This window comes from Natrinema altunense (genome assembly GCF_000731985.1).
Classification (GTDB): domain Archaea; phylum Halobacteriota; class Halobacteria; order Halobacteriales; family Natrialbaceae; genus Natrinema; species Natrinema altunense.
In genome coordinates, this window is sequence record NZ_JNCS01000004.1 from 31,572 (window position 1) to 54,806 (window position 23,235).

Here is a 23,235-nt window from a genome sequence, read left to right on the forward strand (position 1 = left end):
GTGTCACGGTCCCCGCGAAGGGACCGATCGGACGCGTGGTCCTCGCGTTACTCGAGCAGGAGGAGGCTCGGGTTCTCGAGGTACTCCATGACCGTATTCGTGAACTGTGCACCGACGGCACCGTCGATCAGTCGGTGGTCGAACGACAGCGACAGGGTCATTACCGAACGGGGTTCGATCGATTCAGCCCCGGTCTCGTCGGTGACGACGCGGGGCTTGCGCTTGATCTCGCCGACCGCGAGGATGCCCGCTTCGGGATAGTTGAGAATCGGCGTGGCGTACTCGCCGCCGATACCACCGATGTTGGTGATCGTAAACGTCGACCCGCGAAGCTCGTCGGGGCCGATCGTTCGATCACGGGCTTTCTGGACGAGTTCGTTCATCTCCGAAGAGAGTTGGAGGAGTCCCTTCCGGTCGGCGTCGTCGACGACCGGCACCATCAGCCCGACGTCGGTCGCGGTCGCGACCCCGATGTTGTAGTAGTCGCGGTAGACGATCTCCTCGTTTTCCTCGTCGATGACCGCGTTCATCTCGGGGTGTTCTTTCAGCGCCGCGATGACGGCTTTCATGATGAACGGCATGTAGGTCAGCCGGATCCCGCGCTCCTCGGCGCGCGGTTTGAGGTCCGACCGGGCCGCGACGAGTTCGGTGACGTCGACCTCGTCGTGGTGCGTGACGTGCGGGGCGCTGTACTTCGACTCGACCATCGCATCGGCGATGCGTTTGCGGACGCCTCGGAACGACTCGCGGCGTTCGCGCTCGCCCTCGGCAAAGCCGGCACCCGTCGCTCCGACCGAATCGCCGGAGGCGACCGCCTCGGCGTCGGCTTCCTGCGCCTGACGCTGGAGGTCGGCATACTCCCGGACCGCTTCGGGGGTGACGAACGCCTCGCCGTCGCGCTCCTCCGTCGCCGGGACGGCGTCGATGTCGACGCCCTCCTCCTCGGCGATCCGACGGGTCGCGGGTGCGGCGAGGGTCGTGTCGCGGTCCGCCGACTCGATCCGCGCCGGCGGCTCCGATTGCTGGGGACTCGAGGCCGCGGTCGCCCGTTCCGTGGACGCTCCCGCGGCGGGACCGGCACCTGCACTCGCGTCGCTCGAGTCGGTCCGGCCGGCTGCCGCCCCGCCGGACGCCGACTCGGACGGCCGTGACTGGCCCTGCGCCGGTTCGTCGGCGGCCCCGCCGCCCGTTGCTGCCTGCACGTCGGCCGCAGTGATCCGTCCGCCGGGGCCGCTCCCCTGGATCGTCGAGAGGTCGATCCCCTGCTCGCGAGCCATGCGGCGAACGCGCGGGGGCGCGAAGACACGATCGTCGGGCGGTGCGACCGACTCGGTGTCGGCCCCGGTCGCGCCGGGGTCGCCGGCGGAGTCGCCCGTCTCCGCTCGGTCCGGTTCAGTGGGTTCTTCGGCCACCTCCCCCTCGCTCGCGGTGTCGTCGCCCGCTTCCGTCGCGCTCGAGTCCTCGCCCTCGACGTCGAACGAGATGATAACCGTCCCGACCGGGACGACGTCACCTTCCTCGACGTGTAACTCGCGGACGGTGCCGTCGACCGGTGCGGGAACCTCCACGAGCGCCTTGTCAGTCTCGACCTCCGCAACCGGTTTGTCCTCCGAGACCGCGTCGCCTTCGGCGACCAGCCACGAGACCAGTTCACCCTCCGCAACTCCTTCGCCGACGTCCGGTAGTTCGAACTCCCTGACCATGTTAGAACTCCACCGCGTCTCGAATTCCGTCTTCGATGCGCGCCGGTTCGGGCAGGTAGTAGTCCTCGAGCGCGTACAGCGGGAACGGCGTGTCAAAGCCCGTGATGCGCTCGACCGGCGCTTCCTGGTACAGGAGTGCCTCCTCCTGTAGGGTTGCGGCGATTTCCGCCCCCAGTCCGCCCGTCTTCGGGGCCTCGTGGACGACCGCCGCACGGCCGGTCTTCTCGAAGGACTCGACGATCGTCTCCTCGTCGAGGGGCGAGACCGTTCGGAGGTCGACGACTTCGGCGTCGATCCCCTCGTCGGCGAGGGTCTCGGCGGCCTCGAGCGTCGGCCGGGTCATCGCGCCCCAGGTGTAGACCGAGATATCGGTCCCCTCGCGGCGGACGGCCGCTTCGCCGATCGGGACCTCGTACGATTCCGTCGGCACCTCTTCGCGGAACGCCCGGTAGATGAGTTTCGGCTCGAGGAAGATCACCGGATCCGGACTGCGGATCGCGCTGGTCAACAGCCCCTTCGTGTCGTATGGAGTCGACGGGATGACGACCTTGAGCCCGGGCTGGTGGGCGAACATCGCTTCGCTCGACTCGGAGTGGTGTTCCGGCGCGCGAATCCCGCCGCCGTAGGGGGCACGGATGACCATCGGACACGTGTACTGTCCGCGCGAGCGCGTCCGCAGGCGCGCCGCGTGCGAAACGACCTGATCGAAGCCGGGGTAGATGAATCCCAGGAACTGGATCTCGGGAACCGGCCGCATCCCGTAGGCCGCCATCCCGATGGCCGTCCCGATGATCCCCGACTCCGCAAGCGGCGTGTCGACGACCCGGTTGTCCCCGAACTCGTCGTGGAGCCCCTCGGTCGCGCGGAAGACGCCGCCGTTCTTGCCGACGTCCTCGCCCATGACGACGACGTCGTCGTCACGTTCCATTTCGGTGTGTAATCCGTCCCGTACCGCCTGTACCAGCGTGAGGTTCTCAGATTCTGCTGCCATGGTATCACTCCAAGAGCACGTCGTCGCCGTGCTTCTCGCGAACCGACTCGAAGTACTCGAGTTGTCGTTGTAGCCGTCGCGGCATCCCCTCGTATACGTGCGCGAAGATCTCCTCGGGGTCGGGTCGTTCGACCGACTCCGCGGCGTCGATGGCGTCGGCGACTGCCTCCTCGATCCGCGACTCGATCGTGTCGACTCGCTCGTCGTCGAGGATGCCGGTCGATCTGAGATACGTCTCGAGACGCGGGATGGGGTCCTTCTGCTTCCAGCGTTCGACCTCCTCGTCGGTGCGGTAGACCGACGGATCGTCGGCCGTGGTATGTGCCCCGAACCGGTACTGGACCGCCTCGATCAGCGTCGGCCGCAGTTCGTCCGCACCGGGGTTTTTGGCCTTCTCGACGGCTTCTTTGGTGACTTTGTACACCGCAAGCGGGTCCATACCGTCGACCTGCACGCCCTCGAAGCCGTAGGCGGTGGCCTTCTGAGCCAGCGTGGCGCTGGCCGTCTGGCGCTCTCGGGGGACCGAGATCGCCCACTGGTTGTTGTTACAGAAGAAGACGTTCGGCGTGTCGAAGACCCCGGCGAAGTTCAGCCCCTCGTGGAAGTCCCCTTCCGAGGTGGCTCCGTCGCCGAAGTAGCAGATGAATGCCTTCTCTTCGTCTCGCAGTTTCGAGGCCCAGGCCGCGCCGGTCGCGTGCGGGATCTGGGTCGCGATGGGAACGGCGACCGAGAACATATTGACGTCCTCGGGGATGTAGTTGCCTTGCTCGTGGCCCATCCAGTAGAGCAGGGTGCGCTCCAAGGACAGCCCCCGGACCAGCCCGACACCGTGTTCACGGTAACTGGGGAAGACCCAGTCGCCGTCGGCCAGGGCATGGGCACTGCCGATCTGTGCGCCTTCCTGCCCCGATAGTGGCGGATAGGTCCCCATCCGCCCCTGTCGCTGGAGGCTGACGGCTCGCTCGTCGAAGCGCCGGACGAGCCGCATCTGTTCGTACATCTCGACGAGTTGGTCCTCGGAGAGGTCGGGTACCTCGGCGTCCTCTCGGACACGGCCGGCGTCGTCAAGGATCTGTACTCGTTCTTGCGGATCGCGCTGTAACGTACTCACGGGAAGACCCACCTGTACATACTCGGTGTAACTATCGCTCAGGGTAAAGGAGTTTCCCAAATAGTTTACTATCAGTGATATTCTTGCCATCCGCTCGAAAAACCACCGTACGACGACGGACAGGGATGGACAGAAATGAGCCGAGCAGCCGATTTGTTTTTATTTGTCCGATTTTCTACTCGGTTGTCGGTGGAGACTGGACGAACCCACAGTTCGATCGCACCCGTGACTCGGTGATCGGGCGGGTCGACAACGACGACCAGGGGTACCGATGGCTCAGGACTCGGTCTGTCGGGGCTCCGTTCGGCGCGCGTCGGCTCTCGCCGCTGCGACGCTCTTTCCCTCCCGCAGAACGGCATCGACGAACAGTTCGCCGGCCTTGTACGACGACCGCACCATCGGCCCGCTGGCACAGTACAGAAAGCCTAATTCCTCCTCGGCGACGCGCCGCCACGTCTCGTACTTGTCCGGGTGGTCGTAGCGCCGAACCTCGAGGTGATCCCGCGAGGGGCGCAGATACTGTCCCAGGGTGACGATGTCGACGCCGCGCTCGCGCAGGTCCGCCAAGGTCTGGTAGACCTCGTGGTCGTACTCGCCGTGGCCGAGCATGATCGAGGTCTTGGTGTAAATGTCGCTTTCCCGCTCGACCTGCTCGAGCACCGACAGGGACTGCTCGTAGCCCGCACGCCGGTCTCGGACCGGGAACTGCAGGCGCTCGACGGTCTCGACGTTGTGGGCGATCACGTCGGGTTCGGCGTCGATGATCTTCCGGACGAGTTTCGGCTCGCCCTGAAAGTCCGGAATCAGAACCTCGACGAGGATGCCGGGATGGCGGGCTTTGATCTCGCGGATCGTCTCGGCGAAGTGGCCCGCGCCCTGATCCGGGAGGTCGTCGCGGTCGACGCTGGTGAGGACGACGTAGTCGAGGCCGATCTCGGCGACGGCATCGGCGACGTTTTCCGGTTCGTCGGGATCGAGCGCCCCCATACCGCCCGTCTGGACGTCACAGAAGTTGCAGGCTCGAGAGCAGCGGTCACCCATCAGCATGAAGGTGGCCGTACCGCCGCGGCCGTCCGATCCGTCGGGCCCCGATCGGCCCGACCAGCACTCGCCCAGGTTCGGACAGTTGGCCTCTTCGCAGACGGTGTGGAGGTCGTGCTCCCGCAGCGTCTCTCGGATGCCGGCGAACTCCTGTCCCGACGGTGGCCGACTTTTCAGCCAGTCGGGCTTGCGCGCGCGACTCATACCCCATCATGGGGTCGGGCAGTGAAAAACCGTGGTGGTCGCCGAAGACGCGGCACTCGCGATCTCGCCGGTCAACACGTTCGATCGTGCCGCAATTAATCGCTCCGTTCCCCGATAGCTTTACGGACGGGTGTGGAATAGGCGGTCCCGATGGCCTTCGGCTCGACACCCGACTGGTTCCACATCAGCGACGACGAGGCTATCGTCTGGGAGAGCCGCCCCCACCCGGTCGCGATGGGGTCGACGCTGCCGGTCGGGGTCGGGCTCGCGCTCGCCGGCTTCCTCGTCATCGGCTGGAGCGGGGCCGACGGCGTCGGCCTCCTGACGCTCATCGGCGTCCTCGTGACGGTCACCGGCACGGTGCTCGCGTTCGCCCGCTATCTCGTCTGGACGAATACCCGCTACGTCATCACCTCCGCCGAACTCTACAAGAAACGGGGGATCGTCTCGCGGGACGTCACCCAGTTTCGCCTCGAGCGCGTCCAGAACATCAGCCTGCGCCAGTCCGGCATCGGCCGCCTGCTCGGCTACGGCGATCTGACCGTCTACACCGCCGGCTCGGGCGATCCGGAACTGGTCTTCGAACGCGTCCCCAAGCCCGACCGGGCCAGCAGCCGACTCAGCGACCAACTCGAGACCGTCACGACCGACGGCTCGGCCGTCTGACGGGGACAAGCGGGACCGCCGACTGCACGCCACCCGCCGATCGGGTCCGGGAGCGACCACATGTCGGGGACCACAAGACCCATTAGACCAACTGACTTCCTGCGGGTACACAATGTCTCCAAAACCGACACCGTCCGATGGGAAACCGATCTCGCGTGGCTCGAGCGTCGCAGCGAGTGCGGGACTCGGCGTCTTCGCGGCCGCGATCGGCTATCTCCTGACGTATCTGCTGGTCGGGAGCGACGTTCGCGAAATCTTCGGTGAGGACGTCGCCCAGTGGAAAGGCGTCGCGTGGTACTTCTACGAGGCCCACATGGTCGATGTCGAGGCCAGCGGTCAGGTCGGCTCGTTCAGCGGGACGCGGGTCCTCGATCTCATCGCCGAATCGGGCGCCGACCCGCTGTACGCGATTCCGCCGCTCGTGTTGGTCGCAGTTGGTGCGTTTCTGGCCGTGCGGTGGTCCGTTACCGACCTCGGCGAGGCCGTTATCGCCGGTGCGCCGGTGACGATCGGCTACGCCGCGGTCATCAGTCTCGGAGCGATCGTCGCCGAATCAACCACGGAAGCGTCCGCCTTCGGTATCGAGACCACCAGCTCGATCGCACCGGTGCTCGTGCCCGCGATCGTCCTCGGCGGCGTGATGTATCCGCTCGTGTTCGCCACCGCCGGTGCCGCGATCGGCGCCGTCGTCAACGCACAGTAGCGACGACTCGAAGGAAACGCCTTTGACCCGGCACCCCCCGTTTCCGTGTGATGGAGGTCGCCGAGGTTCTCCCCGAGTTCGCCGACGCTTTTGCCTTCGAGGAGTTCAACCGGATGCAACGCGAGGCACTGCCCGCACTGCTCGAGTCCGAGGAGAACGTGGTCGCGAGCGCGCCCACGGCCTCGGGGAAGACGGCGCTCGCGGAACTGGCGATCTGTAAGGCGCTCGCCGATGGCGGCACGGCGCTGTTTATCGCTCCGATGCGAGCGCTGACCAACGAGAAGGAAGACGACTGGGACCGGTTCGAAGAGCTTGACTACTCGGTCTACGTCGTCACCGGCGAGCGCGATCTCAACCCCCGTCGCGCGCGACGCGCGGACATCCTCGTGATGACCCCCGAGAAACTCGACTCGGCGACCCGCAAACACGATTCGCGACGCTACGACTTCGTCACCGACATCGATGTCTGTGTCATCGACGAGGTCCATCTGCTCGACGCCGACCGACGGGGCTCGGTGCTCGAGGTGACCATTTCCCGCCTGCGTCGGCTCTGTGAGCCCCGGATCGTCGCGCTCTCGGCGACGATGCCGAACATCGACGACGTGGCGGCGTGGCTCGACGCGCCCGAGGAGACGACCTTCGAGTTCGGCGAGGAGTACCGGCCGGTCGAACTCAACGCAGGCGTCAAGACCTACACCCACGGCGACAACTCCTTTGCGGACAAGTACCGTCGCCTCTACCGAGCGCTGGACCTCGCGGAGCCACACCTCCGGGAGGACGGGCAGGCGCTGGTCTTCGTCTCCTCGCGACAGGACACCGTCCAGGCCGCCAAGAAGGCCCGAGACGAGATCGCGGAGCGCGACATCCCGATGGGCGCTCGCGGCGACTACGATTTCCATACCGACTCGACGGACCTCGACGACGCCACGCTCCGCAAGTCGGTGCTCGACGGCGTCGCCTTCCACCACGCGGGGCTCTCGAAGAACGACCGCGACCTCGTCGAGGAGTGGTTCAAAGAGGGCCACATCGAACTGCTCTTTTCGACCTCGACGCTCGCCTGGGGTGTCAACCTGCCCGCCCGCTGTGTGGTGATCCGGGACACGAAACACCACGATCCGCTCGAGGGCGAAGTCGATATGAGTCCCCTGGACGTGCTCCAGATGCTCGGCCGCGCCGGCCGCCCGGGGTACGACGACATCGGCTACGGCTGGGTGATCTCGGATTCGGCCGAGGCCGACAAGTACCGGCGACTGCTCCGCGACGGCAAGGAGATCGAATCGCGACTCGCGGAGAGCTTGGAGACCCACCTCAACGCCGAGATCGCGATGGGGACCATCACCGATCTCGAGGACGTCATGGACTGGCTCGAGACGACCTTCTACTACGTCCGCGGCCAGTCCAGACCCGACGACTACGACTTCCCGAACCTGCGACAGCGGGTCCGGGACTGTCTCGAGGGGCTGGTCGAACGCGGGTTCGTCGAGACCGGCGAGGACCTCTCGATCGAGGCCACGCCGCGGGGCGTGTTGACCTCGAAGTACTACCTCCGACTCGATACGGCGGCCCGCTTTGCGGCGCTGTGTGACCGCGTCGGCGGCGATGCCGACGGGGGTGACGAGTTGACGACCGGCGACGTTCTCACGGCGGTCGCGACCGCCGCCGAGTTCGATTCGGTCTCGGCCCGGCAGGACGAACGCGACGCGATCAACGCGGTCCTCGTCGGCGAGGACACCGACGACCTCGAAGCCGGCCAGCGGAAAGTGCTCGCGATCCTCCGCAGTGCGGCGAGCGGAACGACGCCGTCCGAACTCCGCAGTGACGCGTGGGTCATCCGCCGGAACGCGACGCGACTGGTCTCGGCGCTCGGGGCCTTCCTCGATCGGTTCGTCGGGCCACACGCCGCGAACCTCGCACGCCGGGTCGAGGCCCGCATCGAGAACGGCGTCGCCGAGGACGCGGTCGGCCTGACAGCCATCGACGGCGTCGCGTCGGGTCGCGCGAGCAAACTCGCGACGGAGGGACTGTCGACCCCCGGCGACGTCGTCGACGCGGGCGTCGAGGGGCTCGTCGACGCCGGCCTCTCCGAAGGCATCGCCGAACGCGTCTACGAGGGGGCCCAGTCGCTGCCCGCGCTCGAGATCGAGTGGGGGCAGTTCCCCGACACCGTCGCGACCGGCGAGAACGATGTCCGCAAGGTGACGGTCCGAAACGTCGGCGAACCCGGCCGCGCCGGCATTCGAGTCACGGTCAACGGCGTCGAGATGACGAGCACGAGCACCTACCTGCGCGACGAGGAGCGCGTCCCGGTCGGCGTCTTCGGTGCCGATGCCGACGAACTCGAGTTCACCGTCAGCGTGGCGTTTCCCGAGGTCCCGCTGGTTCCCCACGCCGAGACGCGAACGGTCTCGGTCGAGTGAGCCGCGAGCAGCCGTGACCGAGCATCGCGAATCGTCGCGGAACGGCTGCGAGACCGCTACAGTCGCTCCGCCAAGGAGAGCGTACACTCCCGAAGCGCCGCCGGCGAGGCCACGACCTCGTCGGCCGGGGACCGATCGATGTCGCCGTGAGCGTCGATCCGATACGCGATCACGACCGTTCCCGCTCGAGCGGCCGCTTCGATCCCGTTCTCGGAATCTTCGACGACGACGCAGTCCTCGGCCGGGACGCCGATCTCGCCGGCGGCGTACTCGAAGATGTCGGGCGCGGGCTTGCTCGCCGCGTCGATGTCGTCGGCGCTGATCACGTGGTCGAACTCGTTCTCGAGGTCGAAGCGCTCCGTGACCATGCCGATCCAATCGTGGGGCGACGAGGAGACGAGCGCGGTCGGGACGCCGCGGTCGTCGAGTTCGGCGAGGAGGGCGTGGAGGCCGTCGAGTAGGGCGGCGCGCTCGGTGTAGATCTCCTCGGTGGCCTCGGTGAACCGCTGGACGAACGCCTCACGGGAGATAGCCGCGCCGTACTCGTCATCGAGGTAGTCGTAGATCTCGCGGAAATTCATCCCGCTCGTTTCGGCGACGGCGACGTCTTCGTCGGGGACGGTGGCCGGAAGGATCTCCTCGCGCTGGAACTCGACCCAGTAGTCCTCGCTATCGACCAGCACACCGTCCATATCGAACAGCACAGCAGTCATGTAGCCCAGGTTATCGGGTCGGGACGGATAGCTGTTTGGCACGAAGCAGTGAGCCGCGCCGTCACTGCTCAGAGCCCGAGGGGAACCAGTCACGGCTCGAGCGCTCGCCGCCGCAGCGAGTTGCCGGTCGAAGGCGACGACAGTCGTGTGAGTCACCAGAGACCGAGAAACTGCGCCGTAGCAACCGACGAGACGTCCGTACCGACGTGTTGAACGTCCCCAGCAAATGCTCACGGACTGCGTCGTCGGGGAACTGGCTCGAGCCCCGAAACGGGATAATACTGCGTTTTACAGATACGGCAACGCAAACCGTCACAGCAGCGATTTGAATCCAAAACGGTTGGTCAGGGGGTACTGAAGGTCATCGAACCGCACTGACGACGGTCGGATCACTCGACGGATCGGCCACTCAGTCGGGACAGTGGCCCCTCCGGGAACAACCGAACGAACACGTCTCGTGCCAAGACGAGGGCACCGAGTATCCCTCCGAACAACAGTGCCCAGATCGATGGAGAAACACCGCCCGTGTCCGCCAGATAGTGGACGGACAGGCTCGCAACGGCCCACCACAGGGTGAACACGGCGAGCGTTCCGAGCACGACCGAGGCGAGGATGTGACTCGCCGCCGTGTCACCGGGCTGGGTTCGGTCACCGGTACCGAGAACTGTCGAACCGAACCGGATCCCGTGCGCCAACACACCGACCAGCACGGAAAGGGCGAGGAGACCAGGAACGAGTATCGTGACCGGGAACCAAAACGATCCGGGGACGCGTTCGAAGAGGATCACGGATTCGGTAACGACTTCGACCGTCGAGAGGACCGCCAGGACAGCGAGGACGGGTTCGGCTACCCGTCTCCCGACCGGACTACCGATGTGGAAGGCAAGCATGACCCCTGCTGACCTATTGTGTTAAACGTAATAAACTTACTTCAGACCGGGGCTTCGACGAGACGGTGAGACAACGTGACGGAGACCTCAGTTGCCGTATACTGCCGTCGATCCGCAAACGAACGCCTTCCGTCGTAGACGACTGTATTCGACGGCTCAGACCGCTTTGACAGAACGGTTCCTGCATGCGCGCTTCGAAACGCGTCTTTCGTGAGATAGAACGCCGAACCACGTCGTTTGCAAACCGTTTCAGCCACACGAAATCCGAACCCGTCGACAGTCTCATCGTGGCCTCGAGCCTCGCCGTTCGGCACACTGCGACAATCGAAACCCGACCGTATCGGGCTGGGAAGTCAGCGGACGACCTCGCCGCGCCGGTCGTGTTCCATCTCCGTCTCGACCGCCGCGGCGATCGCCGCGTCGAACTCGCGCTCGAGCAGCCATAGCGCCAGATCGATCCCCGCGGTCACGCCGCCGGCGGTGAGCACGTCGCCGTCGTCCACCACACGTGCATCGTGGACGGTCGCGGCCGATGCTGCGAGATCGCCCATTGCGACGGCGTGTGTCGTCGCGGGCCGCCCCTCCAGCACGTCCGCTTCGGCCAGTATCATCGCACCGGTACAGACCGACGCGATCATCGCCCCGGCCGCGAATCGCTCGCCGACGGCCGCGGGCACGGTCCCGGCTTCGACGACGGCCCGGACGCCGCCTTCGGTGGTCCAGCCACCGCCGGGAACGAGCAGGATGTCCGGGTTCCCGAGCGTCCCGTCGGGCTCGACGCGCAAGCCGTGACTCGCCGTCACGAGATCGGTCTCCGCGAGCGTTACCAGTCGTGTCTCGAGGGACGCGCCGGCCTGTGCTCCGTTCTCGAACACCTCGTAGGGCCCGATCGCGTCGAGTTCGTCGAAGCCGTCGAACAGGACGATGTCGACAGTCGTCTCGGTCATGCGGGGATAGTCGCGACCGGCGGGGAAATCCGTTGCGTCAACACGGCCCGTCTCCGCGAACCGTCGCCGTCGACCGGACGCCGCGGCACGGCGACGACGGAAATCAAACGACAGCGTGGCGAATTTTGAACGGAGTTCCAACCGACTTCGAACGGAGTTGCGTCGAGTTTCGAAAAATACCCTCGAGAACGATCGGGCCGGTGAGCGTCGCCTCGCAATCGAGCGCGCGCGACTCGGTCGCCGTCTCGGTTCACTGCCATCGGTCACCTCGTTCCCCGAGCCACCCACGATCGTCGCGGTAACCCCGCTCGATCGGCGTTGAACGGGCCACAAACCGACGAAAACGTGTTTCAAATGGCGTCAAACGCTCGAAAAGCCGGTTCACGGCGACCCCCCTTCAAGTCGATCGATCCACCGAGAACCGGATGCAGTATGAAACGAACGACGCTCATCGCAGTCACCTGCGCAGTACTGATCGCGGCGACCGGCTTCGCCGCTGCAGCACCCGGAACCGCACCCGTGTCCGTGGACTCGAGTGCGGACGACGCGGCGGATCGGAAAGCGAACGACCACGCAACCGACGACCGCGCGAACGGCAACGCGGAGCACCGCGAGAACGGAGCGGCGGCCGACAGCGGTGCGGACGCCAGCACCGGACAGGGGCCGAGCGGTGACCTCCCCGAGCAGGTGCCCGATCACGTCTCCGCGATCCACGACCGGGTTTCGACCTTCCTGAGCGGTGGGCTCGACGGCTCGCTCGGCGATGCGATCAGCAGCGTGACGCCGGACGACGACGAGCCCGCAACGGAGAGCAGCGAGGCTGCTGACGCCGCTGCCGACGACGGAGACGGTGACGACGAGACCGCAACGGACGACGCGAACGTCGACGAGGACGACCGGTCCGACGACGCCGAGCAGCCCGACAGCGAGGCCGAACAGTCCGACGACCGAACCGAGTCCACCGAGGGCGACGAGTAACCCGGCGGGGACCCCATATCCATGCCACCGGTCACACCACCGGCGTCGCTCGGCCTGACGGATCGGGTGCTGACGTTCGCCGTCAGCCTGCTGGTCGGCGGCGTCGCCCTCCACGCCGGCGCGCACGTCCTCGCCGACGCTCGAGACTACGGTCACGCGGTGGTGACCGCGTTGTTCGGCGCGCTGGCCTGGGCCCTCCTCGAGCCGATACCGCTGATCGGCGGCGCGGTGGCGATCGTCACCTGGGTCGCGATCGTCAAGCGACGGTACCGGCTCGGCTGGCTCCGGGCCGCCGGCGTCGGCATCGCAACCTGGGCGGCCGCAGTGGTCGTCCTCGCGGCGCTCGAACTGATCGGAATCGGCTCGGTCTCAGCGCTCGGCGTGCCGGGTGCCTGAACCGCGTCCCGGCTGGCGCTCGCTTCGACTAACGCAGTCCCACTGACGGGCCGCCATCCAGGCCCCAGCTGACGCACTTCCGCCTCCACGTTCGCACCCGTACCCACCCCACTGGCGTTTCCGGACGGCCAGTTGCTGTCGTTGGTTCCGATCAACGCCGCGCCGACAGCGAACGCGAATGCGGTTACGGGGCTCGAGCGGTGCCGGTCGTGTCGGTCCCGGACCGGCGATAGCGATGGCATCGTTATAATTGGCCAGCCGTGGAAGCGGGTTCTATGGTCTCCGTCATCGGATCGTTCGTTGCCTTCCTGGTTGCACTGCTCGTCGGCGGACTGGCTATCTTCGCCAGCGCGCGGCTCATCGTCGATATCGACGACTATTCGCACGCGGTCGTGACGGCGCTCCTCGGCGCAGTCGCGTGGGCGCTGACCGCGTGGATACCGCTGCTTGGCCCGGTACTCGCGCTGATCGCCTGGGTCTGGGTGATCAACTGGCGATATCCCGGCGGCTGGGGGACGGCGGCGGCGATCGGCTTTATCGCCTGGCTCGCCGCCCTCGGCATCCTCTTCGTGCTCAACGTGGTGTTCCGTCTCGGCGTCGGCGCGTTCGGTGTTCCAGGCGCGTAACTGAGTGTGACGGGCTTCTGACTGGTTCCGAGAGGTGCCGGCCCCTACGTGTCGGAGACGTGCCATTCGGGCCGGTTCTGGGACTTCCGCATGTTTTAACAGAGGTGGCAAGTACCGACTCGTATGAACGTTCGCGCCGACGTGCTGGCCGTGGTCGTCGCGGTCCTTCTCGTCGCAACGGGGCCCGTCGTCGCCGTCACCGGAGCCGCGGCCGTCGGGCAGCGCCAGTCGAGCCCGTTCGCAGTCCAGCAAGACCGGATCGATGCGGACGAGGTCCGAATGGACGTCACGCTCCGGCCGAACGGCACCGCCGAGTGGACCCTCGAGTTCTGGGTTCGGCTCGACGACGAGAAGAGCACGACGGCGTTCGAATCCCTGCAGGAAGAGATTCGAAACGAGCCGGAAAACCACACGCAGTCGTTCGCCGATCGGATGAACGAGACGGTCGCGACGGCGAGTACCGCGACGGGCCGCGAGATGACCGCCAACGGGTTCGACGTGACGACCGCGCGCCAGTCGCTCGCACGCGAGTACGGCGTCGTCCGGTATACCTTCCGCTGGGACGGGTTCGCGGCGGTCGAGGGCGATGACCTCCGCGCTGGCGACGCGATCGAAGGGCTCTACCTCGACGACGGAACGCGGCTCCTGCTGACGTGGCCGGACGGCTACGAGCGTGCGTCGGTCACGCCCGAACCGAACGACGAGCGCGACCGGGCCGTCATCTGGCGCGGCGGCGAGACCGACTTCGTTTCCGGCGAGCCGCGGGTCGTCGTCACCGACGGGGGAGCCGGCCCGAGCACGGCCGCGATGGCGACCGCTGCAGTCATTATCGGTGGGATCGCCGTCGCCGGCGCGTGGTGGTACCGGACCCGCAGGTCGGCGACGGCGGGGACGACCCGCGGAGACGACGGTCGTGAGCCGGATGCCGATTCCGAACCCGCGCCGACCGGCGGTTCGGGGACCGCACCGCCGGCGGCGACGAACGACGAGACGAGTACAGGCACGACCGATGCGCCCGACACGGACCTGCTCAGCAACGAGGAACAGGTCCTCCGACTCATAGAAGAACGGGGCGGCCGGATGAAACAACAGGCGGTCGTCGAGGAACTCGGCTGGACCGACGCGAAGACCAGCAAGGTCGTCAGCGGCCTCCGAGAGGACGGGCGACTCGAGTCGTTCCGTCTCGGTCGCGAGAACGTCCTTTCGCTTCCCGAGGCCGACGACGAGCATCCGGAGGGCAGCAGTGAGGGGCACACATGACTCAGCATCGACCGCCCGGCGACTCGACCGCGCCGGCGGGATCGGAGCCGACCAAATCGGCGAAATCGACAGACGGCAACGGATCGAAAACGGCGTTGAATCGGGGAAACCGTCGATGAACCCAAGTCTCCGTCTCGCGTCTCCTTCAGCAAGCGACCCGATCACTCACCAATGAATCGAACTACGTCGATCACGCTGGCAGCGCTCCTCGTCGTTGCGACGGTCGCAGTCCCCCTCGCCGCGGCGAGCGTCGTCTCGAGGGGCGAAGCGCAAGCGGAACCCGACGCCGACGCGGACACCGAGATCAAACCGGGCGAGCGATTCGCCGCCGCCGTCGGCGTCCAGAACGCCGAGATCGAGGGCGACGTCTCGGAGCGAGCATTCGCTGCCAGAATCGCGAACGCCGAGTCGAACCGGACGAAAGCCGCCGTCGTCGCCGCGGGCGTCAACGAGACCGACGCGCGCATGACGGACCTCGAAGACAGGCTCGCGGACCTCAACGAGTCCCGCGAAACCGGCGCGATCAGCGAGGGACGCTATCGCGCCGCCGTCGCGACGACCGTCGCCGAGATGCGGAGCCTCGAGCGGCGGGCCGCAACGGCGGAGACCGCCGCAGCCGAATTACCTCCCGAAGCGCTCGCGGCACACGGTCTCGACGAGGAGGCGATTCGAACGCTCCGGGAACGAGCCGGCGACCTCGGCGGCCCCGAGACCGCGGCGGTCGCTCGCTCGATCGCCGGCGACGATGTCGGCGGCTCGGCCGGGACTGAACACGGGTCCGAACGTCCGGCGGATATTCCCGCCGAACCTCGAGACGACCGGCCTCCGCGCACCGACAACGAGACGAACGGGAACTGAGCGATAGCAGCCACGCCACGTCAGTTTTTGTCCCTCCGGACCGTAGTTCGATGGAATGGCCCGCGCATTCGTAGCAATCGACGTCGCGACTGGAACTGCCGGCGAGGTGTGTCAACGCCTGCGCGACGCCGATGGCGTCGTCGAGGCACACGTCATCACGGGTGAGTTCGACGTCCTGGTCGAGCTGACGGGCGACGACCAGCGGGACGTGCTCGAGACGATGACGACCGCCGTCCGACCGCTCGACGACATCGGGGCGATGCGAACGTACGTCTGTCTCGACTAATCGATACGCGCGACCAGATCGGTCGCCGATCACAGTCGTCGCGAGGTGGAAACCGATGGCCACAAACGCGGTGCCGACCATAGAACCGGCGACCCCGTCGAATACGTCGGAACACCGCACGCGAGGCGACCGACTCGAAAATCGAAACTACAGCGAGCCCGACTTCGTGGCACTTTTCACCACTCTGAAATAATCAACTGTATGGAGGAGCAACGGAAAGTCGCCGACTTCGTCACCGAATACGACCTCGAGACGCCCCCAGAATTCCGCCTCCTCGACCTCGTCTCTGAGGTCGGCGAGCTCGCGAAGGACGCAAACACCGCCACCGACTACGGCGAGTCGCCGGCCGATCTCGAGATCGCGACCGACGAACTCGGCGACGCTCTGTTCGCGCTCCTGGCGCTCGCGGACGCCCTCGAGATTGATGCGAGCACGGCGCTCGAGGAGGCCATCGAGAAGTACGACCGCCGACTGGACGGCAACGCGACCCCCGGTTCCGGCGAGTAGACGGGCATCGAACGGCTCAGCGATGCGGTACCGTTCGGTAGAGAAGCCGGTCGCATTGAGCCCTTTGACGAGAGGGAAGCCGACAAACGATTGTAACGCCCTCGTGCGATCAGGTGTGCAATGACTTTCAGTTGCTACTATAGCCGGATGGGCGCGTTCCGGCCGAATTCGTGCTACGCCATCGTGACTCCGTCCGCGAGTTTAAGTACGAAACCGCGGCCACCCACCCTATGATCGACGATGCGATCCGCGTGCTCGCGGGTGACTGTACCGTCATCGCCGAGGACGCCGACCGGGAGGAGTACCGCGGCCGAGTGACGACGATCGTCAAGCCGGACAACACCGTCCTCGTCCACGATATCGACGGCTATCAGCCCGTCGCCTGGCTGACCCGCGCCGACAGCGTCTCGAGCGACCGTCGGGACGGTTTTTCCCTCGTCGCGAAGAAGGAGACCAAGACGCTGCGGATCGCCGCCCACGAGCGGGACGGGTTCGCTCACTATCCGGCTTCGGCGGCCGGAACGCCCGTCGGGAAGTGTCCCGACTGCGGCGCGGCGTTAGTGCGCTCGAGCGGCGTCCACTGCGTCGGCTGTGGCGACCGGTACGGCGTGCCGGCGGACGCGACGGTCCGCGACGAGCACTGCGATTGTGACTGTGGCCTGCCCAAGATGCGCGTCGAGCGCGGTCTCGCGTTCAACGTCTGCCTCGATCGAGGGTGTGAATCCCTCGACGCAGCGGTCAAAGAAGCGTTCGACCGCGAGTGGGCGTGTCCGAAAGCGGACTGCGACGGCGACCTCCGAATCCTCCGCCGCGGCGGACTCATCGCCGGCTGCGAGCACTACCCCGACTGCGACACCGGCTTCGCCGTCCCCGCCGGCGTCGTCGACGGCGAGTGCGCCTGCGGACTCCCGACCTTCGAGACCGCCAGCGGCATTCGGTGTCTCGATGCGACCTGTGACCGCGCCCTCGAGACCCCGCTCGAGGGCGACTCCGTCGCCGACGACTAACGACACGACCGAACGCAACGGCAGCGGCCAACCGTCCGACAGCGCACCGACGGACCGTGACACGGGCTCCGGGGAAGCGATCCGCAGCCACTTAGTGTCGGCCGGCCAAACCCCGGCTATGTCACTCGAGGGACGGTTCGACGCGGACGAGGGGGTCGTCCGCGTAGGCGGCGACGCGCGCCAGCGATATCACGACTCGCGGGGATACGGCTATCCGCTCGAGGGGAACGAAATCGCCCTCGCACCCGTGGAAGCGGCCCACCTGCTCTACCGGGGGGACCTCGAGGCGGTCGTGAATACCGCGAGCGGCGACCGACTCGGATTCAGAGCGTTTATCGCCCGCGAACCCGGCGACGATTTCGGCGTTCGGTTTCTCGTCTACGCGGACCTGCGATCGCGCGGGTTCTATCTCTCCCCCGCGTCGGAGCCGTGGGTATCTGACCCACCCGGCGGCGAAGCCGACTTCGCGGTGTTCCCGCGGGGGAAGGGGCCCAGCGACGGCGAAATCGCCTACGCCTTGCGGATCATCGGCGAGCGAACGGATATTCCCGCCGCCGAGCTCCGGGAGGGCGTGCTGGCCGTCGTCGACGAGGAGAGCGAGATCACCTACTTCGAGGTCGGCAGCCGTGACCCGACCGGCACGTCGAACGCCGACGCGTCGCTGCCGGCGGGGTGTGCGGCCGACCTGCTCGCCGACCGGGTCGTGGTCTGGGAGCCGCCGCTCGACCTCTACGAGCGAACGTTCTACGGCCAGCCGCTCGAGGGCCGGGAGTACGACGAGCCGACGCTGCAGTGTTCCCTGCTCGAGGCGGCCTACCTCGCCGAACGGGGTGCGATCGATCTCGAACCCGGAACGGTCCGCGAGCGCGGCCGCGAGGTCGAGGGCGAGCGGTTCGACCGGCGGCTGAGCGTCTATACAGCGCTTCGAGAGCGCGGCGTGGTCCCCAAGACGGGGTACAAGTTCGGTGCGGACTTCCGGACCTACGCCGACGTGGAATCCGTCGAGAACCTCGGCCACTCCGAGTTGCTCGTTCGTGTCCATCCGGCCGACTACGTCTTCGAGCCGCGGGATCTGGCGCTGGACGTGCGGCTCGCTCACGGCGTCCGGAAAACGATGGTGTTCGCGCTGGTGGCCGACGGGGCCGAGGGGACGGACGGAATCGAGTGGTGGTCGCTCGAGCGGCTGACGCCCTGAATCAGCCGCCACCCACCGGATTGAGAGCCCTCGGACCCGCATATCGAGGCCCGACGAACGCCGGTCCGCGCGAGCGGAATCCTGAAACCCCCGACGGACGAGGACCACACCATGCAACTCGAGGTACTCGGCGTCGGCGGCGCGGGCTGTCGGATCGCCGACTCGATCCGGGCCGCGGAGCCGACCGACCACTCGTTTCTCACCGATGTCTTCGCGTTCGATACCGACGAGAGCAGCCTGAACGGGACCGTCATCCCCGAATCGCATCGATCCCGGTACGGTCCCGACGACATCGACGGCGGTCTCGCAGGCGATCTCGAGCGCGGGCGAACCGTCGGCCAGGCGTACGCCGACGACCTCCTCGAGAGCGTGCCCCGTCCCGCGGCCGAGGCGGCCGACGCGATTCTCGTCACGGTCGGCCTCGGCGGGGCGACCGGCGGGGGGACGGTGCCCGCGCTTGTCGCCACGCTCCAACAGCGGACCGACGTCCCGGTCTACGTCCTGGCGACGCTGCCGGCCGACCGCGAGTTCGACGCCGCGGCCGACCGCTCGAGAAGCGGGCCTCGCGGTCCCGCCGCCGACGCGCCGCGCCCGAACGCAGCGGCGAACGCCGTGGCCACGCTCGAGCGACTCGACGGGGTCGCGAGCGCGATCATCACGTTCGACAACGAGGACTGGCTCCGCCCCGGCGAACCGCTGCGCGACGGTCGCGACCGCTGTAACCGCGAGCTGGCGACGCGCGTCGCGGCCGTCTTCGCCGGTGGCGGCGATTCGGAGGGGCCGGTCGCCCAGACCGTCGTCGACGCGAGCGACGTCCGGCGGATCGTGGGCGATCAGTCGGCGATCGTCGCACTCGGCTACGGGGACCAGACAGTCGAGACGAGCGGCTCGCGGTTCGGCCTCGGGCTCCTGTCGGCCGAGCCGGACATCGACACGAGCGAAGCGGTCAGCGCCATCGAGACCGTGGTCAGGAAAGGGATTCGCGGGAAGCTCTCCCTCGAGTGTGACCCCGAAACGGCCGAGCGCGGACTGCTGATCGTCGGCGGGCCGCCGGCGTGGCTCAACCGGCAGGCGATCGCCGAGGGCCGGCGAACCCTCGAGTCGGCGATCGGCGGCTCGGGCATCCTCGGCGGCGACGCACCCCGGCCCGACGGCGACCGGGTCTTCGCGGCGGTCGTCCTCGCCGGCGTCGAATCGCAGCGGCTCGAGGCGTTGCGAGCGGCGGCCGACCGGACCGAGCCGGCCGATTGACGACGGTCCCGCCGTCGGTCGGAGCCGGCCCGTCGGGCGTGTCGCCGTCCTCGCGAGCGGGACGATCGATCGCGACGCCGGCGATCGTCGTCTCGGTGGCCGAATATTTCGGCGTCGCCGAAGCCGAAGGCTTTTGCGCGCTGGCGCGCCAAAACGCACCTAATGACCGGAGACGACCCACGCGAGGAGTCCGCGTCAGGGGAACCGACGACCGGGGAACCGCTGACCGACGGCGGCGCTGCAGGTGCAGACGATGTCGCGCTGGACCCCTGGGGTTCCTCGAGCGTCTCCGACTATCGGAACCTGTTCGAGGAGTTCGGCATCGAGGAGTTCGACGAGGTCCTCGAGGAGGTCCCGAACCCACACTACCTGATGCGCCGGGGCGTCATCTTCGGCCACCGTGACTACCGGCCGGTAGCCGAGGCCCTGCAAAACGACGAGCCGGCGGCGGTCCTCTCGGGCTTCATGCCAACCGGCGATCCCCATATCGGCCACAAGCTGGTCTTCGACGAGATCATCTGGCATCAACAGCAGGGGGCCGACGCCTACGGCCTGATCGCCGACCTCGAAGCCAACTCCGCCCGGGGGATGAGCTGGGCGGAAATCGACGAGCACGCCCGGGACTACCTGCTTTCCCTGCTCGCGCTCGGCTTCGACCCCGAGGAGGGCGAACTCTACCGACAGTCGACCAACCGCGAGCTACAGGACCTCGCATTCGAACTCGGTGCCGAGGCCAACTTCTCGGAGTTCCAGGCGATCTACGGCTTCGACGGCGAGACCGACGTCTCGCACATGCAGTCGGTCGTCACCCAGATGGCCGACATCCTCTACCCGCAACTCGAGGAGCCCAAGCCGACCGTCATTCCCGTAGGCCCGGACCAGGACCCTCACGTCCGGCTGGCGCGCGACCTCGCCGAACGGATGCGCTTTTTCAAGGTCAGCGAGGCCTACGCCAGCTTCGAACTCGAGCCCGACGAGCGTGCGCTGGTCGCCGAGTTCTACGAGCGACTCGAGCCCGAGGCGTTCGACGACGACCAACTCCGCTGTGTTCACGTCGCCGAGGCGCTCGAGGAGACGCCACTATCGGAGCTCGAAGTCGATGCGGACACGCTGCGTTCGGTGTTGACGAAGCTCGAGGAGGCCGGCATGGAACCGGTCCGGCCGCGAACCCGCTTTTTCGACCGCCGAGCGACCGACGAGGCCTTCGATGCGCTGATCGACGCCATCGACGGCGAAAAACGGGTCTACGAGAGCCACGTCGACGCCTTCGAGATCGATCGCGCCGCGGCGGAAGCGCTCGCCCGCGAGGTCGAGGTCGACACCGGCGGCTACGGCTTTCAGCCGCCCTCGTCGGTCTATCACCGATTCATGACCGGGCTGACCGGCGGCAAGATGTCCTCCTCGATCCCGGCGAGTCACATCTCGCTGCTGGACGACCCCGAGGACGGCTACGACAAGGTGAAAGCGGCCACGACCGGCGGCCGCGAGACCGCCGAGGAACAGCGCGAGAAGGGCGGGAAAGCCGACGAGTGTCCCGTCTACGAGCTCTACGCCTACCTGCTGGCCGGCGACGACGACGAGTTCGCCAAGCGCGTCTATGACGAGTGCGTCGGCGGGGAACGGCTCTGTGGCGACTGCAAGGAACAGGCCGCGCAGCTCATGAAGGAGTTCCTCGCGGAACACCAGGAGAAACGCGAGGAAGTCGCGGACCTCCTCGAGCAGGCGGACATCGAACTCGAGTCGCCGCGGCGTCGCTAACGCGGGGTCGCGACGGACTGTCCAGGCGACGACAAGAATCGGAGCGAATGGCAGCGGACGGACATGTTGGTGTCTGACAAACATATATACGGGCAGTCGTGGAACCGTGAGCCACGATGGCACCGAACCGCCGTGGCGCGCCCGACGACCGGCTGGTCTGTGCGGACGTCCTCGGCGCGTTCGGCGTCACGGCGGCGGACGTTCGACGGAACGCCGCCGGTGACGGCGACCTCGAGGCGGCGCTGGCCGACGCGCTCGCGACGGGCATCGATCGGACGACGGTGCTCCGCCGGACGATCGCACGGAGCGACCGCGGCCTGGCGTGTGCGGCCCGGTACTCGCGGGCCGACCTGCACGCCGAACTCGCGGCCGTCTTCGACGCGATCGGCTGGTCGCTCGAGCGATCGGCCGCCCGCGACGGGCTGGCGCTGACCGCGTCGGACCCCCGCGGCCGAGCGCGGACGGCGACGATCACCTACCCGGAGACCCCGCTGGGGAGCGACAACCTCCCGGCCGTCCTCCGGACGATCAACGACGCAATTCTCGCGGGGACCGATGCGCGATTCGTCCTCCTCTCGTCGGGCGTCGACCGCTGGCGGGCCGCGCTCGTCGAGCGGAACGAACTCGACGCGCTCCGCGACCGCTACGGTCCGCGAATCGAGGCCGTCGATCGACCGCTGTTGCCGGAGCACGGACTCGCGGCGTACGTTCCCGCGGCCGGCGACAATGTGGCCGCGTCGACCGAGACCGGACCCGACACCGACAGCGACGAGCCGTGGCCACCGTGGGCGCTCGAGCGCGGCACGCGTCGTTCGAGCGGATCGACGTCGAACGTCGGCTCGCTCATCGACGAAGCCGAACCGTCCGAACGAGCGGATGCGAATGCGACGGGACCGTCAGCGGACCGGGCGAGCGATGCGACGGCCGACGCGGCGGCGACGGCTGATACGGAGCGATCGACCACGGCAGCGCCCGCCGGCGAGATCGATGGCTTCGAACTCCGGGGCTCGCCCGCCGTGTCACGGCGACGCGACGGCGAGACCGACCGGGCAACGGAGCGTGGCGCCGAGGCCACGTCCGATTACTCGGGACCCGCAGGGGACTCGAGTCACGGGGGTCGATCGATGGCAGCGGACGAGGAACCGACGGATACGGACGGGTTCGGGACGCTCTCGGGACCCAGTGACACGGCGCGGGTCAGCAACGAATCGTTCGGCACGGACCTCGCCCCGCAGGCCGACGACGAGCGCTACCGCGCGCTCGGCGCAGCGCTGGACGCGGGCGGGACCGTCTCCGTTCGCGGGCTGCTCGAGGACGACGACTTCCTGCCCGAACTGCCGGCCGCCGAGTCCACGGAGACCCGTATCGAGTTCGCCACGGACTTCGATCCCGCCGCGGTCCCGGAGGCGAAAGCGACTGCGGAGGAGTCGGGATTCGAGTGGATCGATTCCGGCTCGCTCGACACGACGCGCGTGTCGAACTCGTAGGGGGGCCCGACCGACGAACGGACCCATGGCAGACTGCACACTACCGATTCGATCGGGCTGTCACCCGCTCGACGACACCGGTCGAGACCGCAGTGCAGTGGTACCGTCCCGCAATACTTTTGCTCCCGTCACGATATCGAACGCGTATGGCACCCGAATCCCACGTCCGTGCCAGTCTCGAGACCCAGCCACAGCGCCGCCGATCGGGATTCGGCTTCTTTTTCGCCCGGTGATTCGGGC

General features: G+C 67.3%; 22 protein-coding genes and 1 pseudogene. 16 read left to right on the forward strand and 7 right to left on the reverse strand.

Translation table 11 applies throughout. The features are described 5' to 3' along the window. Positions 1-47: 47 nt before the first annotated feature. The 4 genes from ALTAJ2_RS09175 to lipA form a co-directional block, all read right to left on the reverse strand. Positions 48-1,703, reverse strand: a complete 1,656-nt coding sequence (locus ALTAJ2_RS09175; RefSeq protein WP_007109801.1) for a 2-oxo acid dehydrogenase subunit E2 — start codon at positions 1,701-1,703, stop codon at positions 48-50. 1 nt (position 1,704) lies between these two features. Continuing rightward, the gene (locus ALTAJ2_RS09180) at positions 1,705-2,694 is read right to left on the reverse strand and encodes an alpha-ketoacid dehydrogenase subunit beta (protein WP_049900567.1); all 990 of its coding nucleotides are present in this window, start codon (positions 2,692-2,694) and stop codon (positions 1,705-1,707) included. A 4-nt stretch (positions 2,695-2,698) separates the two neighbouring features. Then, positions 2,699-3,805 carry a pyruvate dehydrogenase (acetyl-transferring) E1 component subunit alpha gene (pdhA, locus tag ALTAJ2_RS09185; protein ID WP_007109803.1) on the reverse strand — a complete coding sequence of 369 codons (1,107 nt, stop codon included), beginning with the start codon at positions 3,803-3,805 and terminating at the stop codon, positions 2,699-2,701. 276 nt (positions 3,806-4,081) lie between these two features. Next, positions 4,082-5,050 (reverse strand): lipoyl synthase, encoded by a 969-nt coding sequence (lipA, locus tag ALTAJ2_RS09190; protein WP_007109804.1) that lies wholly within the window; start codon positions 5,048-5,050, stop codon positions 4,082-4,084. 150 nt (positions 5,051-5,200) lie between these two features. On the opposite strand from lipA, the gene ALTAJ2_RS09195 reads away from it, so the two are divergent. The 3 genes from ALTAJ2_RS09195 to ALTAJ2_RS09205 all read left to right on the forward strand — a co-directional run bounded on the left by ALTAJ2_RS09195 (position 5,201) and on the right by ALTAJ2_RS09205 (position 8,836). Beyond that, the gene (locus ALTAJ2_RS09195; RefSeq protein ID WP_007109805.1) at positions 5,201-5,716 is read left to right on the forward strand and encodes a PH domain-containing protein; all 516 of its coding nucleotides are present in this window, start codon (positions 5,201-5,203) and stop codon (positions 5,714-5,716) included. Positions 5,717-5,828: 112 nt separating this feature from the next. Next, complete coding sequence (locus ALTAJ2_RS09200; protein ID WP_007109806.1) at positions 5,829-6,419, forward strand: hypothetical protein; 591 nt, start codon at positions 5,829-5,831, stop codon at positions 6,417-6,419. A gap of 50 nt (positions 6,420-6,469) precedes the next feature. After that, the gene (locus tag ALTAJ2_RS09205; RefSeq protein ID WP_007109807.1) at positions 6,470-8,836 is read left to right on the forward strand and encodes a DEAD/DEAH box helicase; all 2,367 of its coding nucleotides are present in this window, start codon (positions 6,470-6,472) and stop codon (positions 8,834-8,836) included. A gap of 56 nt (positions 8,837-8,892) precedes the next feature. Here ALTAJ2_RS09205 and ALTAJ2_RS09210 read toward each other — a convergent pair whose 3' ends face one another. Next, on the reverse strand, positions 8,893-9,549 hold the full coding sequence (locus ALTAJ2_RS09210) for an HAD family hydrolase (RefSeq protein WP_007109808.1): 657 nt from the start codon (positions 9,547-9,549) through the stop codon (positions 8,893-8,895). Between the two features lie 389 nt (positions 9,550-9,938). After that, the gene (locus ALTAJ2_RS09215) at positions 9,939-10,439 is read right to left on the reverse strand and encodes a hypothetical protein (protein ID WP_007109809.1); all 501 of its coding nucleotides are present in this window, start codon (positions 10,437-10,439) and stop codon (positions 9,939-9,941) included. A 97-nt stretch (positions 10,440-10,536) separates the two neighbouring features. Between ALTAJ2_RS09215 and ALTAJ2_RS20060 the strand changes: the two are divergent. Further along, a pseudogene (locus ALTAJ2_RS20060) lies at positions 10,537-10,762 on the forward strand (hypothetical protein); the annotation flags it as partial. Between the two features lie 30 nt (positions 10,763-10,792). Here the strand turns inward: ALTAJ2_RS20060 and ALTAJ2_RS09220 are convergent. Continuing rightward, the gene (locus ALTAJ2_RS09220; RefSeq protein ID WP_007109810.1) at positions 10,793-11,386 is read right to left on the reverse strand and encodes a DJ-1/PfpI family protein; all 594 of its coding nucleotides are present in this window, start codon (positions 11,384-11,386) and stop codon (positions 10,793-10,795) included. A gap of 432 nt (positions 11,387-11,818) precedes the next feature. On the opposite strand from ALTAJ2_RS09220, the gene ALTAJ2_RS09230 reads away from it, so the two are divergent. The 12 genes from ALTAJ2_RS09230 (at position 11,819) to ALTAJ2_RS09285 (ending at position 22,995) form a co-directional block, all read left to right on the forward strand. Then, the gene (locus ALTAJ2_RS09230; RefSeq protein WP_007109812.1) at positions 11,819-12,364 is read left to right on the forward strand and encodes a hypothetical protein; all 546 of its coding nucleotides are present in this window, start codon (positions 11,819-11,821) and stop codon (positions 12,362-12,364) included. Positions 12,365-12,385: 21 nt separating this feature from the next. Beyond that, positions 12,386-12,760 carry a hypothetical protein gene (locus ALTAJ2_RS09235; RefSeq protein WP_007109813.1) on the forward strand — a complete coding sequence of 125 codons (375 nt, stop codon included), beginning with the start codon at positions 12,386-12,388 and terminating at the stop codon, positions 12,758-12,760. A 275-nt stretch (positions 12,761-13,035) separates the two neighbouring features. Beyond that, positions 13,036-13,386, forward strand: coding sequence for a hypothetical protein (locus ALTAJ2_RS09240; protein WP_007109814.1), 351 nt, complete (start codon positions 13,036-13,038; stop codon positions 13,384-13,386). 123 nt (positions 13,387-13,509) lie between these two features. Beyond that, positions 13,510-14,646 (forward strand): helix-turn-helix transcriptional regulator, encoded by a 1,137-nt coding sequence (locus tag ALTAJ2_RS09245; RefSeq protein ID WP_007109815.1) that lies wholly within the window; start codon positions 13,510-13,512, stop codon positions 14,644-14,646. A gap of 171 nt (positions 14,647-14,817) precedes the next feature. Beyond that, a complete protein-coding gene (locus ALTAJ2_RS09250) occupies positions 14,818-15,504 on the forward strand; it encodes a hypothetical protein (RefSeq protein ID WP_007109816.1) in 687 nt (228 codons plus the stop codon). 55 nt (positions 15,505-15,559) lie between these two features. After that, on the forward strand, positions 15,560-15,790 hold the full coding sequence (locus ALTAJ2_RS09255; protein WP_007109817.1) for an Lrp/AsnC ligand binding domain-containing protein: 231 nt from the start codon (positions 15,560-15,562) through the stop codon (positions 15,788-15,790). A gap of 201 nt (positions 15,791-15,991) precedes the next feature. Beyond that, the gene (locus tag ALTAJ2_RS09260) at positions 15,992-16,297 is read left to right on the forward strand and encodes a MazG-like family protein (protein WP_007109818.1); all 306 of its coding nucleotides are present in this window, start codon (positions 15,992-15,994) and stop codon (positions 16,295-16,297) included. A gap of 230 nt (positions 16,298-16,527) precedes the next feature. Then, entirely contained in the window at positions 16,528-17,304 is a 777-nt protein-coding gene (locus tag ALTAJ2_RS09265) for a hypothetical protein (protein WP_007109819.1), read from the forward strand. Positions 17,305-17,422: 118 nt separating this feature from the next. After that, a complete protein-coding gene (endA, locus tag ALTAJ2_RS09270; RefSeq protein WP_007109820.1) occupies positions 17,423-18,499 on the forward strand; it encodes a tRNA-intron lyase in 1,077 nt (358 codons plus the stop codon). 111 nt (positions 18,500-18,610) lie between these two features. Then, the gene (locus ALTAJ2_RS09275) at positions 18,611-19,750 is read left to right on the forward strand and encodes an FtsZ/tubulin family protein (protein ID WP_007109821.1); all 1,140 of its coding nucleotides are present in this window, start codon (positions 18,611-18,613) and stop codon (positions 19,748-19,750) included. A gap of 162 nt (positions 19,751-19,912) precedes the next feature. Next, positions 19,913-21,508, forward strand: a complete 1,596-nt coding sequence (locus tag ALTAJ2_RS09280) for a tryptophan--tRNA ligase (protein WP_007109822.1) — start codon at positions 19,913-19,915, stop codon at positions 21,506-21,508. Positions 21,509-21,624: 116 nt separating this feature from the next. After that, positions 21,625-22,995 carry a hypothetical protein gene (locus ALTAJ2_RS09285; RefSeq protein ID WP_007109823.1) on the forward strand — a complete coding sequence of 457 codons (1,371 nt, stop codon included), beginning with the start codon at positions 21,625-21,627 and terminating at the stop codon, positions 22,993-22,995. Positions 22,996-23,235 lie beyond the last annotated feature (240 nt).